At 59.6% G+C, this 21620-nt stretch carries 20 protein-coding genes; 13 read left to right on the top strand and 7 right to left on the bottom strand.

The window, feature by feature from the left end:
* On the top strand, positions 1-290 hold a 290-nt coding region (locus V7756_RS13375; protein WP_335610684.1), incomplete at its 5' end, for a hypothetical protein.
* Here the strand turns inward: V7756_RS13375 and acnB are convergent.
* On the bottom strand, positions 281-2890 hold the full coding sequence (gene acnB, locus V7756_RS13370) for a bifunctional aconitate hydratase 2/2-methylisocitrate dehydratase (RefSeq protein WP_335610683.1): 2610 nt from the start codon (positions 2888-2890) through the stop codon (positions 281-283). The two genes, V7756_RS13375 and acnB, sit on opposite strands and share 10 nt — an antisense overlap.
* A gap of 369 nt (positions 2891-3259) precedes the next feature.
* Here acnB and V7756_RS13365 point away from each other — a divergent pair, with 369 nt between their 5' ends.
* A complete protein-coding gene (locus V7756_RS13365; RefSeq protein ID WP_335610682.1) occupies positions 3260-3712 on the top strand; it encodes a DUF1289 domain-containing protein in 453 nt (150 codons plus the stop codon).
* 14 nt (positions 3713-3726) lie between these two features.
* Here V7756_RS13365 and V7756_RS13360 read toward each other — a convergent pair whose 3' ends face one another.
* Positions 3727-4587 (bottom strand): universal stress protein, encoded by an 861-nt coding sequence (locus V7756_RS13360; protein ID WP_335610681.1) that lies wholly within the window; start codon positions 4585-4587, stop codon positions 3727-3729.
* A gap of 157 nt (positions 4588-4744) precedes the next feature.
* Here V7756_RS13360 and V7756_RS13355 point away from each other — a divergent pair, with 157 nt between their 5' ends.
* From V7756_RS13355 to V7756_RS13345, 3 genes are all read left to right on the top strand, one after another.
* Positions 4745-5344: a tRNA-(ms[2]io[6]A)-hydroxylase gene (locus V7756_RS13355; protein WP_335610680.1), complete on the top strand. Its 600-nt coding sequence runs from the start codon at positions 4745-4747 to the stop codon at positions 5342-5344.
* A gap of 68 nt (positions 5345-5412) precedes the next feature.
* On the top strand, positions 5413-6297 hold the full coding sequence (locus V7756_RS13350; protein WP_335610679.1) for a substrate-binding periplasmic protein: 885 nt from the start codon (positions 5413-5415) through the stop codon (positions 6295-6297).
* A gap of 146 nt (positions 6298-6443) precedes the next feature.
* Positions 6444-7916: an aminotransferase-like domain-containing protein gene (locus V7756_RS13345; RefSeq protein WP_335610678.1), complete on the top strand. Its 1473-nt coding sequence runs from the start codon at positions 6444-6446 to the stop codon at positions 7914-7916.
* 93 nt (positions 7917-8009) lie between these two features.
* Here V7756_RS13345 and V7756_RS13340 read toward each other — a convergent pair whose 3' ends face one another.
* Positions 8010-8963: a LysR family transcriptional regulator gene (locus tag V7756_RS13340; protein WP_335610677.1), complete on the bottom strand. Its 954-nt coding sequence runs from the start codon at positions 8961-8963 to the stop codon at positions 8010-8012.
* A gap of 166 nt (positions 8964-9129) precedes the next feature.
* On the opposite strand from V7756_RS13340, the gene V7756_RS13335 reads away from it, so the two are divergent.
* Complete coding sequence (locus V7756_RS13335) at positions 9130-10338, top strand: acyl-CoA dehydrogenase (RefSeq protein ID WP_335610676.1); 1209 nt, start codon at positions 9130-9132, stop codon at positions 10336-10338.
* Between the two features lie 174 nt (positions 10339-10512).
* Here V7756_RS13335 and infA read toward each other — a convergent pair whose 3' ends face one another.
* From infA to aat, 3 genes are all read right to left on the bottom strand, one after another.
* Positions 10513-10731 carry a translation initiation factor IF-1 gene (infA, locus tag V7756_RS13330; protein WP_080050557.1) on the bottom strand — a complete coding sequence of 73 codons (219 nt, stop codon included), beginning with the start codon at positions 10729-10731 and terminating at the stop codon, positions 10513-10515.
* A gap of 159 nt (positions 10732-10890) precedes the next feature.
* Complete coding sequence (locus V7756_RS13325) at positions 10891-11601, bottom strand: arginyltransferase (RefSeq protein WP_335610675.1); 711 nt, start codon at positions 11599-11601, stop codon at positions 10891-10893.
* Between the two features lie 81 nt (positions 11602-11682).
* Positions 11683-12375 (bottom strand): leucyl/phenylalanyl-tRNA--protein transferase, encoded by a 693-nt coding sequence (gene aat / locus V7756_RS13320; protein WP_335610674.1) that lies wholly within the window; start codon positions 12373-12375, stop codon positions 11683-11685.
* A 189-nt stretch (positions 12376-12564) separates the two neighbouring features.
* Here aat and V7756_RS13315 point away from each other — a divergent pair, with 189 nt between their 5' ends.
* The 7 genes from V7756_RS13315 to V7756_RS13285 all read left to right on the top strand — a co-directional run bounded on the left by V7756_RS13315 (position 12565) and on the right by V7756_RS13285 (position 20788).
* The gene (locus tag V7756_RS13315; RefSeq protein WP_442908999.1) at positions 12565-14991 is read left to right on the top strand and encodes a DNA translocase FtsK; all 2427 of its coding nucleotides are present in this window, start codon (positions 12565-12567) and stop codon (positions 14989-14991) included.
* Positions 14992-15009: 18 nt separating this feature from the next.
* Positions 15010-15654 (top strand): outer membrane lipoprotein chaperone LolA, encoded by a 645-nt coding sequence (gene lolA / locus V7756_RS13310; RefSeq protein ID WP_335610672.1) that lies wholly within the window; start codon positions 15010-15012, stop codon positions 15652-15654.
* Between the two features lie 49 nt (positions 15655-15703).
* Positions 15704-16993: a replication-associated recombination protein A gene (locus V7756_RS13305; protein ID WP_335610687.1), complete on the top strand. Its 1290-nt coding sequence runs from the start codon at positions 15704-15706 to the stop codon at positions 16991-16993.
* Positions 16986-17357: a fluoride efflux transporter CrcB gene (gene crcB / locus V7756_RS13300; protein ID WP_335610671.1), complete on the top strand. Its 372-nt coding sequence runs from the start codon at positions 16986-16988 to the stop codon at positions 17355-17357. The genes V7756_RS13305 and crcB overlap by 8 nt, the downstream gene beginning before the upstream one ends.
* A 47-nt stretch (positions 17358-17404) precedes the next feature.
* Complete coding sequence (gene serS / locus V7756_RS13295) at positions 17405-18688, top strand: serine--tRNA ligase (RefSeq protein WP_335610670.1); 1284 nt, start codon at positions 17405-17407, stop codon at positions 18686-18688.
* A gap of 87 nt (positions 18689-18775) precedes the next feature.
* Positions 18776-20188 (top strand): siroheme synthase CysG, encoded by a 1413-nt coding sequence (gene cysG, locus V7756_RS13290; protein WP_335610669.1) that lies wholly within the window; start codon positions 18776-18778, stop codon positions 20186-20188.
* 135 nt (positions 20189-20323) lie between these two features.
* Positions 20324-20788 carry a thioesterase family protein gene (locus V7756_RS13285; protein WP_335610668.1) on the top strand — a complete coding sequence of 155 codons (465 nt, stop codon included), beginning with the start codon at positions 20324-20326 and terminating at the stop codon, positions 20786-20788.
* A gap of 18 nt (positions 20789-20806) precedes the next feature.
* Here V7756_RS13285 and V7756_RS13280 read toward each other — a convergent pair whose 3' ends face one another.
* Complete coding sequence (locus V7756_RS13280; RefSeq protein ID WP_335610667.1) at positions 20807-21487, bottom strand: VOC family protein; 681 nt, start codon at positions 21485-21487, stop codon at positions 20807-20809.
* Positions 21488-21620: the final 133 nt, after the last annotated feature.

Here is a 21620-nt window from a genome sequence, read left to right as displayed (position 1 = left end):
TGCTCATCAAGGCCCGCAGCACTGTGCTGCAGATTGAGGCCGGATATACGACAGACAACCTGCTCTTGTTATCAAAAACTGGAGGCCTTGCAATGAGGGAGGAGACCATATACGACCGTCCCGGGAGCAGCCAACACGGGATGTCTGGGAATCGGGTCATCGCGAACTCTGCAGCAGGCATAAAAAATCCGATACCAGGGATCTGGTATCGGATTTTTTTTGGAAACCCGGCTCAACGTTCAAATGAAGCGTCAAACCGGGCTTTCCCTCGTGTCTGCTATCAGATCTGAGCGACCGGGATGGACGCTGCAGCTTTCTGGTAGGACTCGATTTCGTTGAAGTTCATGTAGCGATAAACATCGCTGGCCATGCTGTCGATTTGCGCAGCGTAGCCCATGTATTCCTCAACGGTTGGCAGGCGGCCCAGAATGGATGCGACCGAAGCCAGCTCGGCAGAGGCCAGGAAGACGTCTGCGCCATCGCCCAGGCGGTTCGGGAAGTTCCGCGTGGAGGTGGAGACCACAGTCGACTTGGCTGCCACACGTGCCTGGTTACCCATGCACAACGAACAGCCCGGCATTTCCATGCGTGCACCGGCTTTGCCGTAGATGCCGTAGTAGCCTTCTTCGGTCAGTTGGTACTGATCCATCTTGGTTGGCGGAGCCAGCCACAGACGGGTCGGCAGGGCGCCCTTGTTCTTCTCGAGCAGCTTGCCGGCAGCGCGGAAGTGACCGATGTTGGTCATGCAGGAACCGATGAAGACTTCATCGATCTTCTGACCAGCCACCTGAGACAGCAGGCGAGCGTCGTCCGGATCGTTGGGTGCACACAGAACCGGCTCCTTGATGTCCGCCAAATCGATTTCGATCACGGTGGCATACTCGGCGTCGGCATCTGCCTGCATCAGCTTGGGATCGGCCAGCCAGGCTTCCATGGCTTGAGCGCGACGCTCAAGGGTGCGCGGATCCTGATAACCGTTGGCAATCATCCAGCGCAGGAGGACGATGTTGGACTTCAGGTACTCGGCAACCGACTCTTCGCTCAGCTTGATGGTACAGCCGGCAGCGGAGCGCTCGGCGGAGGCATCGGACAGCTCGAACGCTTGCTCGGCAGTCAGGTGATCCAGACCTTCGATCTCGAGAATACGGCCGGAGAAGATGTTCTTCTTGCCTTTCTTCTCGACAGTCAGGTGGCCTTCCTGGATAGCGAAGTAGGGGATCGCATGCACCAGATCACGCAGGGTGATACCGGGCTGCATCTTGCCTTTGAAGCGAACCAGAACGGATTCGGGCATGTCCAGCGGCATTACGCCGGTAGCCGCAGCGAAGGCAACCAGACCGGAACCGGCCGGGAAGGAAATACCCATCGGGAAGCGGGTGTGCGAGTCGCCACCGGTGCCGACGGTGTCGGGCAACAGCATGCGGTTCAACCAGCTGTGGATGATGCCGTCACCCGGACGCAGCGCAACACCACCACGGTTGTGGATGAAGTCGGGCAGGGTGTGGTGGGTGGTCACGTCGATTGGCTTGGGATAAGCCGCAGTGTGACAGAACGACTGCATCACCAGATCAGCGGAGAAGCCCAGGCAAGCCAGGTCTTTCAGCTCGTCGCGGGTCATCGGGCCAGTAGTGTCCTGGGAGCCGACGGTGGTCATTTTCGGTTCGCAATAGGTGCCGGGGCGGATGCCCTCAACGCCACAGGCCTTGCCGACCATCTTCTGCGCCAGGGTGTAGCCCTTGTTGCTCTCAGCCGGTGCGACTGGCTTGCGGAACAGATCAGTAGGGGCCATGCCCATTTCAGCGCGGGCCTTGTCGGTCAGACCGCGACCGATGATCAGCGGGATACGGCCGCCAGCACGTACTTCGTCCAACAGGACCTGGGTCTTGAGTTCGAAGGTGGTGATGACTTCATCGGTGCCGTGCTTGCAGACCTTGCCTTCGTACGGATAAACGTCGATCACATCGCCGGTGTTCATTTCGGAGACGTCAAACTCGATCGGCAGGGCGCCGGCATCTTCCATGGTGTTGTAGAAGATGGGAGCGATCTTGTTGCCGAAGCAGAAGCCGCCAGCGCGCTTGTTGGGTACGTACGGAATGTCGTCACCGAAGAACCAGAGCACGGAGTTGGTAGCGGACTTGCGCGAAGAACCGGTGCCCACAACGTCGCCAACATAAGCAACCGGGAAGCCATTGGCCTTGAGCTCTTCAATCTGCTTTAGCGGGCCGGTAACACCTTGCTCCATGGGCTCGATGCCTTCACGGGCCATTTTCAGCATGGCCAGCGCGTGCAGCGGGATGTCGGGACGTGACCAGGCATCAGGTGCCGGGGACAGGTCATCGGTGTTGGTTTCGCCGGTTACCTTGAACACGCTCAGGCTGATCTTGTCGGCCAGCTGGGGGCGGTTGGTGAACCATTCGCCGGCAGCCCAGGATTGCATCACGGCTTCAGCGTTGGCATTGCCTTTCTTGGCACGGTCGGCAACGTCATGGAAGGCATCAAACATCAGCAGCGTGTGCTTGAGTTCCTTGGCAGCAGCGGCAGACAGTTCAGCATCGTCCAGCAGTTCAACCAGGGTGGCGATGTTGTAGCCGCCCTGCATGGTGCCGAGCAGTTCAACAGCGCGCAGTTTGGTCAGCAGTGGGGAGGTCGCTTCACCCTTGGCGATGGCAGACAGAAAGCCGGCCTTGACGTAGGCAGCTTCATCAACACCCGGCGGGACGCGGTTGGTGAGCAGATCAAGCAGGAACTCTTCTTCGCCGGCTGGCGGGTTCTTCAGCAGATCTACCAGACCGGCAGTTTGTTCGGCGTTCAGCGGCTGAGGCACGATGCCCTGGGCTGCGCGCTCTTCAACGTGTTTGCGATAGGCTTCAAGCACAGTTATTACCCTCATCAGTCTGTTCCGCTCGTAACGGAACGGTCATCCTCTCGGACCCCGGGAAGCACTGAATAAACATCTTGGGTAAAGGGGGCTATTCAGTGCTTCCCTGTGTGCCGACAATAAAGACAGGTTCAGACGCAGGCCCGTAAGGTGGGGGGCAACCTGGGTAACTGGGTTGGCAGATACGAAACGGGTTGCGGGCTTGCGCCTGAGACACAGCCCTAACGGCGGGCCGATTCTACAGTAACAGCGGCGCAAAGTTAAGGCGCGTATGCATTGTCTATGCAATGAGCCAGGGCGGCGCGAGGCGCATTGGGATTGCGGCCCGGCTGGTTTAACATGGGCGCCTTGTTGCTGCACCTTCCCGCATCAGAGAGAGCCATGTCCGATTTGCCTGACTACATGCGCACCACGCCCTGCATTGGCTTGTGCTCCACCGTTTACGGAGATCTTGTCTGCCGCGGCTGCAAGCGCTTCAGCCACGAAATTATCGACTGGAATCGCTACGCTGATGAGCAGAAAGCGGCGGTATGGCAACGGCTGGAGCAATTGCTGGAGCAGGTAGTGATGGCGCGGGTCGAGGTGGTCTCGGTGGTGGCCCTGCGCGCAGCGCTAGTGCGGCTGCAGGTGAAGGTGCCCGTCGATGCGTCGACTGCGTTGCAGGTGCTGCGATTGATTCCACGGCTTGATGAAGACGCGTTGATGGCCTGCGGTTTGCGGCTGCGCCCGCATTGCGCTTCGTACAGCCTCAAACAATTGCGCGATGAACTGGACAGCGCCTACTTCGATTTGTCCCGTGCCTACCACGAGCGCCGCATTGGCGCAGCGCGCTAGGCACAGGCCGGTACTTACTTTTCCAGCAAGGATTCCAGGTGCGCCAGGGTGTCGTCGGGCTTGAGTACCAGGACATCGGTATCGAGCTGATCCAGCACCACCTCTGCGGTGTTACCGATCAGGGCTCCGGCAATGCCCTTGCGGCCCACAGTGCCGATAACCGTCACACTGGCGCCGATCTTCCTGGCGACATGGGGGATAAGCGTATCCGCCGGGCCCTCGTCGATGTGCACGCGGTCAGCGTTGATGCCGTATTTGCCGGTATATTCGCCGGCTGCCTCTTCGTAGCTGGCGGCGATGCTTTCACGCAGCTGGAATGTGGGGTCTGCCGACGACAGCATGGGCGCCGGATGGGCGCTGATCAGGTGCAATTGGCCGCCGACCATCTCGGTGATATCGGCGGCATGGCTGACAATGGTGTCGTGCAGGATATGGTGCTGGTCGTCGTGGCTACCCAGGTCTATCGCTGCCAGCACGCTGCCCTTGATCCAGCTTTCGCTGTTTTTCACCATCAGTACCGGAGCTGGACAGTAGCGCAGCAGTTTCCAGTCCTCCGGGGTCAACAGTGCCTTGCGCAGGGCGCTATCGGGGCGGTGCTGCTTGATCACCAGACCGCAGCCTTCACGCACTACCGCGCGGTTGATGGTCTCGGTCAGGCCGCTGTGCCAGCTTTGACTGAAGTCGCAACGGATGCCGCTCGCGCTCAATTGCTCGGCCAGGTCCTGCAACAAGGGCGTGTAGTCCTCGCGATTCTCGCATACCAGCAGATGCAGCTCCGATTCAATGAAACCGGCAATCAGTGAGGCGCGTTTTAGCGCTACCTGCTCGTTCTGGGCCGGTTCGATTACCACTAGAATGCGTTTGACTGCTTGCATGGCGTTCTCCTTATATAGCCTGCGGCGATACTGTTGATCTGTTTTCAATGTAGTCCTTTTTTCCCGCGCTGGCATTGATTCAGGTCTATACAGGCGGCTGATAACAGAGCACAAACAGGTATACTGTGGCGCTTTACCGCTGCCCTGACCCATTGCCATGCTGCCAGATGAACTCATTGCCTTTTTACCTTGTGCCACCCCCGACGCCTGGGTGAAGCAGGCCCTTGCCCATCCGCATGAATTGCTGATTGATCACGCCAACTGCGAAAAGAAAGCTGCGTCGACCGCGTTGAATCTGATGTTTCGCTACATCGACAAGCCCGACCTGTTGCAGAAGATGTCGCGTCTGGCGCGCGAGGAGCTGCGCCATTTCGAGCAAGTCACCGCCCTCATGCACAAGCGTGGCGTGACCTACCGCGGCCTGTCGGCTAGCCAATACGCCCAGCGGCTGCGCCAGCATGTGCGCACAGTGGAGCCGGGCCGACTGGTTGATACTTTGATCGTGGGTGCCTTTATCGAGGCGCGCTCCTGCGAGCGTTTTGCCAAGCTGGCACCGCACCTGGATGAGGAACTGGGCGATTTCTACCGCTCATTGCTCAAATCGGAGGCTCGGCATTATCAGGATTACCTGAAGCTGGCGCGCAGCTATGCCGACGGACCCATCGACGATCGCATCGCGCTCTTTGCCGAGGCCGAAGGCCAGGCGGTAGTGGCTGATGACGCGGACTTTCGTTTTCACAGTGGGGTTGCCGCCTGATAGGCTGCAACCTCAGTGCGGTGATGCTGTCTGTGGCATAACCGCTTTTGTTTCCAGGGAGTGATTTGATGCCTCAGCCGTCCGCTCGACCTTGCCTTTCATTACGCGCCCACGCGGTGCTCCCGCGCTTGCTGCGGCGCCTCGGCGCGGTATCGCTGCTGCTTGGCGCTGCCGGGGTTATGGCTGCAGACAATGTCTGTGAGCGGGTGGTGATTACCGGCAATCCGGACTATCCGCCGATTATCTGGGCGCCGGAGCAGGGCGATCAGGCGCTGACTGGCGTTGCGGTGGAAATGCTGCAGTCCGCCCTGGCCGAAAGCAATATCGGGGTAGAGGTTTTGAATCTTGGCACCCGTGCCAAGGCGTTGGAGGCGGTGGAGCGCGGTCAGGTCGACATCATGGCCGGTTTGTTCATGGCCCGTGAGCGTCTATCCAGCGTGGACTACGTGTATCCACCGATCATGGAAGTACCTAGCGTATTCTTTGTGCGCCGTGGCGCAGCTTTCCCCTACACCGGGTGGCAGGATCTGCGCGGAAAGCGCGGTGCGGCGCAGGAGGGTAGTCGTTTCGGTTTGTCGTTTGATACCTACGCACAGGACAATCTTGAGCTGCAGCGCGTGGCAACAGGCGAAGAGGCATTGCGCAAGCTGCTTGCCGGCAAGCTCGACTATGTCGTGCTTGAGCGCTACCAGGGCCTGGCCCTGGCGCAGCAGATGCGCGTCGATGAGCAACTGGATACGCTGGAAGGCTCGTTCATCAATGCTCCGCTGTACGTGGCCATATCACACAATTCGGTATGCAACTCGCCAGAGCTGCGCGCGGCGCTGGCGCTTGGCATGCAGGAGATGGCGCAGCGTGGGGAAAGCCGCCGCCTGCTGGACAAGTACCGTAACCTTTGGGCCGCGCCTTTCATGCCAGCAGTCGAATCGGCGGAAATACCCCTGGAAGAATAGGGCAAAAACGCGAACACTCTGTTTTACGCTAATCTGTACCGGTCAACTGTATTGCATCTGTCACTGTTGCGGTGCTGATCGTCTCGGTTAGCCTGTAACGGCGTCCACCTGTGGTGGTGGGCTTACCTGCCGGGAGGGCAAGCGCAATGAGCAGTCTGCTGTACCAGAAAATCGCCAGTCAACTGGCCGAGGATATCCAGAGCGGCGTATATCAGCCGGGTGAGCGGGTGCCTTCGGTGCGAAAACTGAGTACACAGAAGGGCGTCAGTCACGCCACGGTGTTGCAGGCGTATGCGACCCTGGAGGATCAGGGGCTGATCCACGCGCGCCCACAGTCGGGCTATTACGTTCATCAAACACCTGCGCTTACTGCACCCACGCCGGCCATTGCCCGGGTGGAAGCGCCCTATGCGGTGACCCGCAGCAGCATCATCACGCAGATTCTGCGCCAGGCGCGTCGCGAGGGGATCATTCCCCTGGGCGCTGCAGTGCCTTCCAGCGAGTTTCTGCCGCTGCGGGCGCTGCATCAACAGATGAGCAAGGTCACGCGCTTTCATGGGCAGAAGGCTTTCAGCTATACCTTCAGTCCTGGCTACGAGCCTCTGCGACGGCAGGTCGCCATTCGCATGCGCGACGCCGGCGCGGTGGTCGATCCGGGCAACGTGGTGATTACCAATGGTTGCGTAGAGGCGTTGCAGCTGTCCTTGCGTGCGGTCACCAAGCCGGGCGACCTGATTGCGACCGAGTCACCGAGCTACTACGGCCTGGTGCAGCTGTGCGAGCTGCTTGAGCTCAAGGTGGTGGAGATCCCCTCCGATCCGGATACCGGGCTAAGCCTGGAAACCCTGCAATCGGCGCTGGAGCAGTGGCCGATCAAGGCGCTGGTGCTTACCGCACGGGCCGGCAACCCCATGGGCGCTACCATGCCGGAGCATCGTCAACGCAAGCTGGTTTCGATGATGGCGCAGCGCAATCTGCCGATCATCGAGGATGATATCTACGGCGAGCTGATGTTCGATCATGGTCAGTCGAAGGCGCTCAAGGCCTTTGATTGCTCTGACACGGTCATTTATTGCTCAAGCTTCTCGAAAACCATCTCGCCGGGCCTGCGCGCAGGCTGGCTGATTACCAAGCGCTATCAGGAGCAGATCGAGAAACTGCAGACGTTCACCACGCTTTCGGCCTGCAGCGTCAGTCAGATGGCAGTGACTGCCTATCTGGAAAATGGCGGTTACGACCGCCACCTGCGGCACATCCGTCAGGAGTACTGCAAGAATCTGAGTCTGTTCCAGCTGGCGGTGCAGCAGTTTTTCCCGGAGGGCACGCAGATTACCCGGCCCAAGGGCGGCTTCATACTCTGGATCAGCCTGCCGGGAGGAGTGGACACGCTGACACTGTTCAATCGCGCCCTGACGCACAACATCAGCATTTGCCCTGGTGTGGTGTTCAGCAATTCGGATCAGTTCAACCACTGCCTGCGACTGAACTGCGGCATCCCTTGGAATCGCGCGGCCGAGCAGGCGGTGATGACGCTAGGGGTGCTGGCCAAGCAACTGTTGCAGGAAAAAGAGCAGACCGATCTACTACTGGATGCGGCGCAAGTAAGAAAGGCATCCTGATAAAAATCAGATATTTATAATTTTTATTGAATGTTGTATATAGAAAAAGGCAGCTCCAGGAGCTGCCTTTTTTTGGACTTTCGAGCGCGATACTCAGTGCTGGGCGGCGGCTGCAGCGGCTGCTTCTCGCGCCTTGAGGTGCTGACGCTTTAGCTGCTGTGACAGCTCGATGATCTGCTCGCGCATCCAGCGGTTGGCTGGATCCTGGTCGGTGCTTTCGTGCCAGAACAGGTGGGTTTCAATCGCTGGTACGTCTTCGATTGGTAACACTGTCCAGTGCAGGTCGTGACGTTCGGCAAAGCGCTCGTGTACGGTCATGACCATGTCGGTAGACTCCAGCACCAGTGGCGCCATCTGGTAATGCTGTGAGCGCATGACCACGCGTCGCTGGATGCCCATCTTGCCGAGCGCCAAATCCACGTGACCCAGGCCGTTACGGCGGCTGGAAATGTGAATGTGTGACTGCGCCAGATAGTCATCAAGGGTGATCTTGTCCTTCTTTGCCAGCGGGTGCCCCTTGCGCATTACACAGACGTGGCGGTCCTCGAACAATTTGACGTGACGTACCTGAGTGTCGGTGTTGAGCGGAGCATCAATGGCAAAATCCAGGCGGCCGGCGGCCAGTTCCTTGGTAGTTTCCCGGCGCTTGACCAGGAAGCTGTCTATATTGATGTTCGGAGCCATGCGGCGGATGCGGCCCGCCAGGTGTGGCAGGATCACCGCCTCGGTCAGGTCGGTCATGCTGATGCGGTAGGTCTTGGTGGCCTGCTCGGGCACAAAGCTACGGCTTTCCTGCACCGAAACGCGCAGCAGCTGCAGGGCGTTGCGCACCGGCGTGATGATGTTCTGCGCCATGGGCGTGGGCACCATGCCTTGGGCGGTGCGCACAAACAGCGGGTCATTGAAGGTTTCACGCAGGCGGGCAAGGGCGTTACTGACCGCTGGCTGAGTGATGCCGACGATTTGCCCGGCGCGGGTAAGATTGGCTTCTGTATAGATTGCGTCAAACACAATGAACAGATTCAGATCGACCTTACTGAGGTTCATCGCAACTTCCTTACTTAAATGGCTCATGACGAGACAAACAGGTCTGCGGATCGGCCAAGTATATATTGCTTATGAATGTTAATACACGACAAAAATAGGTTAGATAAATCGGGCGAGGTCATCTAGCATTTTCCTCGTCGATACCCAACAACCAAAGGCAACCACTATGGATTTCGGATATTCCCCCAAGGTTAAAGATCTGCGAGAGCGTGTTGACGCTTTCATGCAGGAGCATGTTTTTCCAGCCGAGCACGTTTTTCACCAGCAGGTGAATGAAGGAGATCGCTGGCAGCCTACGGCTATCGTCGAAGAACTCAAAGTCAAGGCGCGTGCCGCTGGTCTTTGGAACCTGTTCCTGCCGGAGTCCGAGCTGGGTGCTGGTCTGACCAACCTCGAATACGCGCCGCTGGCGGAACTGATGGGCCGTTCCGGTCTGGCCTCGGAAGCCTTCAACTGCAGCGCGCCGGATACCGGCAACATGGAAACCATCGTTCGCTACGGTAACGAAGAGCAGAAAGAACGTTGGGTCAAGCCGCTGCTGGCTGGCGAGATTCGCTCCTGCTTCGGTATGACCGAACCGGGTGTCGCTTCTTCTGACGCTACCAACATGCAGGCCAATGCTCGCCGTGAAGGCGACGAGTGGGTTATCAATGGTCGCAAATGGTGGACATCCGGTGCCTGCGATCCTCGCTGCAAGGTGATGATCTTCATGGGTCTGACCAACCCGGATGCCCCGCGTCACCAGCAGCACTCGATGATCCTGGTGCCGATGGATGCGCCCGGCTTGAAGGTTATTCGTCCGCTGCCAGTGTTTGGCTACGACGACGCGCCGCACGGCCACGCCGAAGTGGTATTGGAAAACGTGCGCGTTCCGTACGAAAACGTGCTGCTGGGTGAAGGTCGTGGTTTTGAAATTGCTCAGGGTCGCCTTGGGCCAGGCCGTATTCACCACTGCATGCGTTCCATCGGTGCCGCCGAACGTGCACTGGAGCTGATGTGCCGCCGCTCGGTCGAGCGTGAGGCCTTCGGCAAGCGCCTGGCGCAGCTGGGTGGCAATATCGACCTGATCGCTGAGTCCCGTATCGAGATCAACCAGGCTCGCCTGTTGACCCTGAACGCGGCTTACATGATGGATACCGTGGGCAACAAGGTCGCCAAGAGCGAAATCGCCCAGATCAAGGTCGTAGCTCCCAACGTGGCGCTGCGCGTGATCGACCGCGCAATTCAGATGCACGGCGGTGCCGGCGTGTCGGAAGATACTCCGCTGGCGCACATGTATGCCATGCAGCGTACCCTGCGTCTGGCCGATGGTCCGGATGAAGTGCACCGTGCCGCTATTGGCAAGCACGAGCTGGGCAAGTACATGGCTCGCTGAGCCCGGTAGCCCGGATAAAAAGCCCGCTCCTGGTGAGCGGGTTTTTTGTGTCTGGTGTCAGGCTGGAGTTCAAACCGCAGACGCAGCAACGCTCACCCGAAAGGTATTTCGGATGAAGCGACGGGATTGACGTTGCTGTAGCCGAGCGGAGGAGGGAGCCCGGCAGCGCTCCGGCTAGCGGGCGCGGTAGGTGATGCGACCTTTGGTCAGGTCGTAAGGTGTCAGCTCAACGCGAACCTTGTCACCGGTAAGGATGCGGATGTAATTTTTACGCATCTTGCCTGAAATGTGGGCAGTCACGACATGGCCGTTTTCCAGTTCAACGCGGAACATGGTGTTCGGCAGGGTGTCGATGATGGTGCCTTCCATTTCAATACTGTCTTCTTTTGCCATTAAGCAATGACCTCTTGGGTTTGTTCACAGGCGGGCGTTTTGAGGGTAATACCCGCAAAAAAGGTGAGCAATTGTGCCTGAAAAACTGCGCAAGCGCCAAGTTTGCCGGACTTTTTTTAATAATTGCGGTGCGATAGACAGGGCGGAAGGCCAATAGGTTCAGGTAAGACGGACCCAGCGCTGGTTCACCAGCATTTCGATAGGACGGTACTCGGTCTTGTAATTCATCTTGCGACAGTCCTTGATCCAGTAGCCCAGATACACTGCGTCCATCTCCAGGCGCTGGGTGTGTTCTATTTGCCATAGAATGGCAAAGCGCCCCAGGCTGCGCCTGTGTTCAGCGGGATCGAAAAAGGTATAGACCGCCGAAATGCCATTCACCATTCTGTCGGTGACGGCCACCGCCAGCAGTCTGTCGGCCGGATCGCGAAAGGTGAAGAACCGGCAAAAGTGCCAATCCTTGACCAGAAAGGATGCGAACTGTTCACGACTCGGCGGGTACATGTCGCCGTCGGCATGACGGGCGCAGATGTAACGCTGATACAAATCGTAGATTTCATCGCTCGGGTGAGGACTGACTTCTTCCACCGCCAGATCACGATTCCTCTTCAGAATACGTTTCTGCTGCGAGCTGGGCACAAAGGCTTCAACCGGAATGCGTGCAGGAATGCAGGCGTTGCAGGCGCGGCAGTGCGGGCGGTAGAGATGGTCGCCGCTACGCCGAAACCCCATTTCAGAGAGCTGGCTGTAAGTTTCTATGTCCAGCGGTTGTTGCGGGTCCAGAAACAGGGTGGTGGCCTGTTCGCGCGGCAGATAGCTGCAGGGGTGCGGGTGTGTAGCGTAGAACTTCAGTTGCGACAGGTCGGTCATGGTCTGGCTCCCGGCGGCGTGCGCCCTCAGTATAGAGCGGTCACGCAGGGGCTTCAAAGGCTGATTTGGCCGCGCAGACCCTCAGCGTGGAAGCCGCCAGTTCGACTTGCCGGTTGCGGGGCACAGGTGTGCCAATTGCCGTAGAAACTCCGCGCGTGGCATGCTCCTGGCGCCCAGGCTGAATAAATGGTCGGTCGGCATCTGGCAGTCGATCAGGGCGAAGCCGCAGTCGTTCAGGTGCTGTGCCAGGGTGACGAAGGCCAATTTGGATGCGTTGCTGCGGGTGCTGAACATGGATTCGCCAAAGAACACCTTGCCCAGCGCAATGCCGTAAAGCCCGCCCACCAGTTCATCGCCTTGCCAGACCTCGACCGAGTGAGCGTGTCCCAGGCGATGCAGCTGGGTATAGGCAGCCTGCATTGCTGGCGTGATCCAGGTGGCATCGGTATCGCGCCGCGGACCGGCGCAGGCGGCCATGACAGCGGGAAACGCCCTGTCCAGGCTGATGGTGAATTCGTTCTGGCGGATGAATTTGCGCATGCTGCGCGCAATATGCAGTTCAGAGGGAGCCAGAACGGTACGTGGATCCGGACACCACCACAGAATCGGCTGACCCTCGCCATACCAGGGGAAGATGCCGTTGCGATAAGCGCGTAACAGACGCTCCGGCGACAGGTCGCCGCCGGCCGCCAGCAAACCGTTGGGGGAGGTCATTGCTCTGCTCGCGGGCGGAAAGTCGGTAGTCTGTGCGTCCAGCCAGGTCAGGGTGCCCATTGGCGCCTCATGTCGGTTGCATCGTTCAAATGGTTTATCAATATTGCCTTATAAGTTATTGTCCTTCATAAGGAAAGACAACCCGCAGAGGGGAACAAGTGCGTTCACAAGTGGTCATGGTTAACGCTACTGAGCACTGCGGTTGTGAAAAGCATTGATAGAGACCGTACAATAACCGCCTTAATTACGATGGAAGCTTCCGTTTTGAAGGATACTGCAGCCCAGAAGAACCCCATTGCCTGGCGAGAACAGCTCTCGCTGCGACTGCGTGAAGGCGCCCTCTTGGCGATGATCGCGTTGTGCCTGTATCTGTGCATGGCGCTGTTTACCTATCACGCGGCAGATCCCGGGTGGACACGCAGTGCCGGTCCGGTGACGGTGCAGAATGCCGGTGGCCGCATGGGCGCCTGGATTGCCGATGTGCTGCTGCTGACGCTGGGTTATCTGGCGTTCCTGTTTCCGCTGATCGTCGGCGTCAAGGTGTGGCAGATGTTTCAGTGCCGGCACTTGCCGTTCGTCTGGAATGGCTGGCTGTTTTCCTGGCGCCTGATTGGTTTTGTACTCACCTTGCTGGCCGGCACTGCGTTGGCTGCGCTGCACGGCACTGCGCCCGAAAGCTTCCCGGAAGGCGCGGGGGCAGGGGGCGTGCTCGGTCAGTTGCTGAGTGATCTGGCCAAGCCTGTGCTCAACATGCAGGGCAGCACACTGCTGTTTCTCACTCTGTTTCTGTTCGGTATCACCGTGTTCACCAACCTGTCCTGGTTCAAGGTGATGGACCTGACCGGGCGCCTCACCCTGGACTTGCTTGATCTGCTCAAGCGAGCCTGGGGCGGCTGGCGTTCGCGTCGGGCCGATGAGCGCTTGCGTGGTGATGATGCGCCGCCCTCGCGCGCTGCCAAGCCTCAGACGGCGCGGCAGGAACCGGCTTTCAGTGCCGAAGAGCAGCGTCGGGGCGATGCCTCGCGCGCCCAGCGCCAGGAGGCGCAAGCCAAGTATACGGCCGCGCGGGAAAGCCGAGTGCCGCCGGAGATTGTGCCACCCGACACCAAACCACCGGAAGCCAGCGTGCGATTGCAGAAAGAAAAGCAGTCCAAGCTGTTTATTGACAACTACGAGCCTGGCTCGCTGCCGCCCATCTCGCTGCTTGATCCGGCCAGCAAGAAAACCAAGGGGTTTTCGGCTGAGTCGCTCGAGGGCATGTCGCGCCTGCTGGAGATCAAGCTCAAGGACTTCGGTGTGGATGCCGAGGTCGAGAAGGTTCAGCCCGGTCCGGTTATCACGCGTTTCGAGATTCAACCGGCGCCCGGAGTAAAAGTCAGCAAGATTTCCAATCTGGCGAAGGATCTGGCGCGCTCGCTGGCGGTGATCAGTGTGCGAGTAGTTGAGGTGATTCCCGGCAAGACCACCGTGGGCATTGAGATACCCAATGAAGACCGCGAGATAGTGCGGCTGTCAGAGGTGCTGGAAACCCGCGAGTTCGACGATGCCCAGTCGCCGGTGACCCTGGCGCTGGGACACGATATTGGCGGGCATCCGGTCATGGCCGATCTGGCCAAGATGCCGCACTTGCTGGTAGCAGGCACCACTGGTTCGGGTAAGTCGGTAGGCGTCAACGCCATGCTGCTCAGCATCCTGTTCAAGTCGACGCCGCAGGAAGTGCGCCTGATCATGGTCGACCCCAAGATGCTGGAACTGTCGATCTACGAGGGCATTCCCCACCTGTTGGCGCCAGTGGTGACCGACATGAAGGAGGCGGCGAATGCGCTGCGCTGGTGTGTCGCCGAAATGGAACGACGCTACAAGATGATGGCCGCGCTGGGGGTGCGCAACCTAGCGGGATACAACCGCAAGGTCAAGGATGCCGAGAAGGCCGGCGCGCCGCTGCGCGACCCGCTGTATCGCCGTGAGAGCATGGAGGATGAGGCGCCGGAACTTGAAGCCTTGCCGGTGATCGTAGTGGTGATCGACGAGTTTGCCGACATGATGATGATTGTCGGTAAAAAGGTTGAGGAACTGATTGCACGTATCGCACAGAAGGCGCGTGCCGCCGGGATTCATCTGATACTGGCGACCCAACGCCCTTCGGTAGATGTGATTACCGGTCTGATCAAGGCCAACATCCCTACCCGCATGGCATTCCAGGTATCCAGCAAGATCGATTCGCGCACCATTCTCGATCAGGGTGGCGCCGAACAGTTGCTGGGCCATGGCGACATGCTCTATATGCCGCCGGGCACCAGTTTGCCGGTGCGGGTGCATGGTGCTTTCGTGTCGGATGACGAGGTGCATCGTCTGGTCGAGGAATGGAAAAAGCGCGGTGCGCCTGATTACATTCAGGAGATTCTCGACGGCGCCGATGATGGCGCTGGCGGTGGCAGCTTTGAAGGTGGCGGCATGGGTGGCGATGACAGTGAAGAAGATGCCCTCTATGACGAAGCCGTACGCTTTGTTACCGAGAGTCGCCGCGCGTCCATCTCCTCGGTACAACGCAAGCTCAAGATCGGCTATAACCGCGCTGCCCGCATGATCGAAGCCATGGAAATGGCAGGCGTGGTCACATCAATGAATACCAACGGCTCGCGTGAGGTCATTGCACCTCCGCCGGTTCGCGACTAACTGGAGACAAGATCCATTATGCTGAAATCCCTGCTGCGTGGCCCTGTACTGCTGCTGTGTGCCTGGTTGCTGGCCTTGCCCGCCCAGGCTGAGGATGCTGGACAGAAAAATGCAGCCAATCGCCTCAACGAGCTGCTGTCTGCCGCCAACACCATGTCGGCCACTTTTTCGCAGATGACGCTCAGCTCCAACGGCTCCAGCCTGCAGGAAACCACCGGGCAGGTTACCTTGCAGCGCCCGGGCATGTTTCGCTGGCACACCGACGCGCCGCTGGAGCAAGTACTGGTTTCCAATGGCGAGAAAATCTGGCTGTATGATCCGGACCTGGAACAGGTAACCATTCAGAAACTGGACCAGCGCCTGACCCACACGCCCGCGCTGCTGCTCTCTGGCGACGTCAGCACACTGGCGGAAAACTTCACCATCAGTTGGAAAGAAGGCAGCTCGGTAGACGACTTTGTGCTGTCACCGAAAGCCAGCGACAGCATGTTCGAGACCCTGAGACTGTCATTTCGCGATGGCGTGATCAACGACATGCAGCTCAACGACCCCATAGGTCAGCGCACCAACATCCTGTTTCAAGGGGTGAAATTGAACCAGCCGGTGGACGCCAGCCAGTTCAATTTCCAGGTGCCTGACGGGGTCGACGTTATCAGTGAGTAACGGCGGCCTGTTCGCAGCGCCCGCGCCGCAGCAGCCGCTGGCGGCGCGCATGCGGCCGAAGAATCTGGATGAGTACGCCGGGCAGGCCCACATTTTGGGCGCTGGCCGTCCGCTGCGGGTCGCGCTGGAGCAGGGCGCGCTGCATTCGATGATCTTCTGGGGGCCGCCTGGGGTAGGCAAAACCACCCTGGCTCGGTTGATCGCCACGCTGGCCGATGCGCATTTTGAAACCATCTCGGCGGTTCTGGCCGGGGTGAAGGATATCCGCAACGCGGTTGACCTGGCGCGTCAGCAGTTCAGCCTCAATGGCCGTCAGACCATTCTCTTTGTCGATGAGGTGCATCGCTTCAACAAGGCGCAGCAGGATGCTTTTCTGCCCTATGTAGAAGACGGCACCCTGCTGTTCATCGGTGCGACCACCGAAAACCCCTCGTTTGAACTCAACAACGCCTTGCTGTCGCGCGCCCGTGTCTACGTGCTCAAGTCGCTGGATGACGAAGCGCTGGACGGTTTGCTGGACCGCGCGCTGGGCGACAGCGAGCGCGGCCTTGGCCAGCTCCAGCTCAGCCTGGAGCCGCAGGCACGGCGCATTCTGCTGGACGCCGCGGACGGCGACGCCAGACGCCTGCTCAACCTGCTGGAGATTGCCGCCGATCTGGCCGAGCAGGGCGGTACCATCGAGGCCGAACAGGTCAGCGATCTGCTGAACGACAGTCGGCGGCGCTTCGACAAGGGCGGCGAAGCCTTCTACGACCAGATTTCGGCGCTGCACAAATCGGTTCGCGGCTCCAATCCGGACGCTTCACTGTACTGGTTCGCGCGCATGATCGATGGCGGCTGCGACCCGCTGTACATCGCTCGCCGCGTGGTGCGCATGGCCAGCGAAGATATTGGCAACGCGGATCCGCGTGCGCTGACACTGGCGCTCAATGCCTGGGATGTGCAGGAGCGTCTGGGCAGCCCCGAAGGCGAGCTGGCAGTGGCGCAGGCCATCAGCTATCTGGCCTGTGCGCCAAAAAGCAACGCTGTGTACAATGCCTTCAACGCGGCCATGCGCGATGTGGCCAGCCAGCCGTCGTTTGATGTGCCGCTGCACTTGCGCAACGCGCCGACCAAGCTGATGAAGGAGCTCGGCTACAGCGAAGGCTATCGCTACGCGCATACCGAACCCGATGCTTACGCCGCCGGTGAAGACTACTTCCCCGAGGCGCTGGAGCCACGCGCGTATTATCAGCCGGTGCCGCGCGGCCTGGAGCTGAAGATCGGCCAGAAGATGCAGCACTTGCGGCAGCTGGACAGCGCCAGCGTGAAGAAACGAAGGAAGCCAGCAGATGATTAATACGGTAGTCGCTGTCGCCATTGGTGGCGCTCTGGGTGCGCTGGCACGCCATGGCGTGGCGCAATGGTCGATGCAATACTGGCCAAAGGCATTTCCGCTGCCGACGCTGATTGTTAATCTGCTGGGCTGTCTGTTGATCGGTATACTCTACGGCATCTGGCTGCAGCGCCCTGAGTTGTCGCCACTGCTGCGACAAACCCTTATGGTTGGTTTTCTGGGCGCTTTTACGACCTTCTCGACGTTTTCGCTCGACTCCTTGCGGTTGCTGGAAAACGGCGAAGGCCTGTTGGCCATAACCTATATTCTGCTCAGCGTGTGCATTGGTCTGCTTGCCACCTGGGCCGGTCTGTCGCTGACGCGCTGAGCGCTCAACGCAGACTGCCACCTGACTACTGTTGAAGATGATTATTCATGCTTGATCCGAAACTGGTTCGTACCCAAACGCAAATGATTGCCGAACGTCTGGCGACCCGTGGCTACACTCTCGATGTAGCACAGCTGGAATCGCTGGAGTCGCGTCGCAAGGAAGTGCAGACGCGCACCGAGACCCTGCAGGCTGAGCGCAACAGTCGCTCCAAGTCCATTGGCCAGGCCAAGGCGCGTGGTGAAGACATTCAGCCGTTGCTGGCGGATGTGGATCGCATGGGCAACGAGTTGAGCGAGGCCAAGCAAGAGCTGGACAGCATCCAGATCGAGCTGGATGCGCTGATGGCCGGCATGCCCAACCTTCCGGATGCCGACGTGCCGGTGGGCAAGGATGAGGACGACAACCTTGAAGTGCGCCGCTGGGGTACGCCCCGCCAGTTTGATTTTGAGGTCAAGGATCATGTCGCGCTGGGCGAGCAGCATGGTTATCTCGATTTTGAAACCGCGGCCAAACTGTCCGGTGCGCGCTTTGCGCTGATGCGCGGGCCCATTGCCCGGCTGCACCGGGCGCTGGCGCAGTTCATGCTGGATCTGCATGTCAACGAGCACGGCTATGAAGAGGTGTATACACCCTATCTGGTGCAGGCCGATGCATTGCAGGGTACCGGACAGTTGCCCAAGTTCGAGGAAGACCTGTTCAAGATCGTGCGCGGCGAAGGCCAGCGCGATCTGTACCTGATTCCCACCGCAGAGGTCTCACTGACCAACATCGTCAGCCAGAGCATCCTTGCCGCAGAACAGCTGCCAATCAAATTTACCGCGCACACGCCCTGTTTCCGCAGCGAAGCCGGCTCGGCGGGCCGCGATACCCGCGGCATGATCCGCCAGCATCAGTTCGACAAGGTCGAAATGGTACAAGTGGTGCGCCCGGAAGAATCGCCCGCCGCCCTGGAAGCCCTGACCGGTCACGCCGAAGATGTGCTGCAACGCTTGGAGCTGCCGTACCGCACCCTGGCGCTGTGCACTGGCGACATGGGCTTCAGCGCGGTCAAGACCTACGATCTTGAAGTCTGGGTGCCCAGCCAGGGCAAGTACCGCGAAATCTCTTCCTGCTCCAACTGTGGCGATTTTCAGGCGCGTCGCATGCAGGCACGCTGGCGCAATCCGGAAAGCGGCAAGCCGGAGCTGGTGCATACCCTCAACGGCTCTGGCCTGGCGGTAGGTCGCACACTGGTGGCGATTCTGGAAAACTACCAGCAGGCTGATGGCAGCATCGAGATTCCCGCTGTGCTGCGCGGCTATATGGGTGGTATTGAGCGCATCGCTTAAGGCCGGTTACCAGCGGGGCGCCTGCGACGGGCGCCCCTTTTGAACGCCAGCAGGACGCCGTAGGCGGTCTGCCTACGAGGTTGCTGCATGGAATACCTGCCCCTTTTTCATAATCTGCAAGCGCGCTGCGTACTGCTGGTCGGCGGCGGCGAGATTGCCTTGCGCAAGGCGCGCCTGCTGAGTGAAGCGGGCGCAGCACTGCGCGTCGTGGCACCGGAAATTGAAACGCAGCTGGTGCAGCTGGTGGAGCAGGGCAAGGGCACTTGCCAATTGCGCGGTTATCAGGCGAGTGATCTGGATGGCGCGGTTCTGGTGATTGCCGCCACGGATGATGAAGCGCTGAACGCGCAGGTTTCGGCCGATGCTCAGGCACGTAATATTCCGGTCAACGCCGTGGATGCGCCGCACCTGTGCACCGTGATCTTTCCGGCCATCGTTGACCGTTCACCTCTGGTGATCGCGGTCTCCAGTGGCAGCCATGCGCCGGTGCTGGCGCGGCTCACGCGGGCGCGCATTGAAACGCTGTTCCCTGCCGCATACGGCCGCCTGGCGCAGCTGGCCAAGCGCTTTCGCCAACAGGTTAAGGACACCTTTCCGTCGATCAATCAACGCCGGGTATTCTGGGAAAACATCTTCCAGGGCGATGTGGCCGAGCGAGTGTTTTCCGGTCGCGACGAAGAAGCTGCCGCGCTGTTGCAAGAACACCTCAGCCGGCAAGCGGGAGAGCGCTACCAGGGCGAGGTGTATCTGGTCGGCGCTGGACCGGGCGATCCGGATCTGCTGACTTTCCGCGCACTGCGGTTGATGCAGCAGGCCGATGTGGTCTTGCACGACCGTCTGGTCGCACCGGCCATCATTGATCTGTGCCGCCGTGATGCCGACCGTATCTATGTGGGCAAGGCGCGCGCCAATCATGCCGTGCCGCAGGAAGAGATCAATCAGTTGCTGGTGCGCCTGGCCAGGGAAGGTAAGCGCGTGTTGCGATTGAAGGGCGGCGACCCCTTCATTTTTGGTCGTGGCGGCGAGGAAATCGAAGAGCTGGCGGCCAACGGCATACCCTTTCAGGTGGTGCCCGGCATCACGGCGGCCAATGGCTGCTCTGCCTATGCCGGTATTCCGCTGACGCACCGGGATCATGCGCAATCGGTGCGCTTTGTGACCGGCCACCTGAAGGATGGTTCGACCAATCTGGCCTGGGCAGACCTGGTGGCGCCGGGGCAGACCCTGGTGTTCTACATGGGCCTGGTGGGGCTGCCGGAAATCTGCAGCAAGCTGGTTCAGCATGGTCGCGCGGCCAGCACACCGGTGGCGCTGGTGCAGCAGGGCACAACCAGCAATCAGAAAGTACTGATAGGCACTCTGGAAAGTATGCCCGCGTTAGTAGCGGAAACCGAGGTGACACCGCCGACGCTGGTGATAGTCGGAGAGGTGGTCAGCCTACACGACAAGCTCAAATGGTTTTCGCCCTCTACGGATGTAGTCTCGCAGGGTGTACTTTGACTCAGCGATAGGACTATACGGCCAAAAACCGTACCTGAAGCGCCTCAGGCTGGCACTGCCGGGATAAATAGGGCACGGTTTGGCTTCAGGTCCAGCTGACGAGATATAACAACAATGGCTTCACATGCGCCCCAGATGGCAGGCAACGAATTACCGAGCGAGCTGACGGAGGCGGTACAGGGCTTCTTCAACCGTATTCCCTTCAATCGCCTGCTGGGCATCGAAATCGATACGCTGCGCAGTGACTGCGTGGCCATGAGCCTGCCCATGCGCCCCGACCTGATCGGTAATTTCACCCAGGGTATCTTGCACGGCGGCGCGATTTCCTCGCTGATTGATGTGTGTGGCGGTGCCATGGCATTGATCGGCGCCTTCGAGCGGCACGCGCACCTGAGCGTGCAGGAGCGCATGATTCGTCTGGCCAAGCTGGGCACCATCGATCTGCGGGTCGATTACCTGCGCCCCGGTCGCGGGGAACACTTTATTTGCACCTCGGCACTGCTGCGCTCGGGCAACAAGGTGGGCGTGGTGCGCTCCGAGCTGCATGCCAACGACGGCACACTGATCGCCGTCGGTACCGGCACCTACCTATGCGGCTGACTAAGCGCTGAATGTTCGCTACACCGCTTTACCCGTGACGGACGCTCGTTCCGAGAGTTCTATCCAGGTGCCGTCGGGGTCGCGAATGAAGGCGATGCGCGCCGTACTGCCGAGCGTCACCGGCTCGCGGCCCGAGGTCGCACCGCCGGCCAGCGCCTTGGCGTAAGTGGCGTCGCAATCAAACACCTGCAAGGTGATATAGCGCACGCCCGTTGCCGCCAGCGGCGCGGCAAGGTCGACGCCGGCGGCGCCTGCGCTCAGTAGCAACCGGGTATCACCGCAGGCCAGCAATCCGGGTTCCACCGGTTGCAGACCCAAAACCTGGCAATAAAACTCTTCACTACGGGCCAGATCCTGCACCTTCAGCTGCACTGCCAGGCCCTGAATGCCCCGGTATCCCGGCGGGACCAGGCGCACGGGGTTGCCATCAGGATCGCTCAACAGTTGCGGCTCATGCACCTTTTCACTGGCTACCAGCAACTCATCAATGGGGCCATCTAGCGCAAGGGGTAGGGGGTCGCGCGCATCGTTGAGCTTGAGCACCGCGCCTGCGGCATGGTGGCGATGCTGCAGCACGCCGCCGCCCAGCTTCAAACTGTGATCGAAAGCCAGGCCAACCTGCTGCTGCCAAAACTGCAGTTGCGCTTGCGATTGATTGCTAAAAACGCCGACGTCGTAGAAGGGTTTGGCCAACTCCATCTGCTGCACTCCATTAGGTGATGAAGAACCTTAACCCTGGGGCGGAGAGCGGAACAGCGTCAATCATTGAGCAAATGGAGCTTCATGGTCGCTACTGATACTGGTCTGATAGCTCTGGTTATTCAGTCGCGGA

This window comes from Halopseudomonas sp., assembly GCF_036961105.1.
In the GTDB taxonomy this organism is placed as follows: domain Bacteria; phylum Pseudomonadota; class Gammaproteobacteria; order Pseudomonadales; family Pseudomonadaceae; genus Halopseudomonas.
The sequence above is the reverse complement of the archived record's forward strand: the minus strand, read 5'-3'. Positions and strand labels throughout refer to the sequence as shown.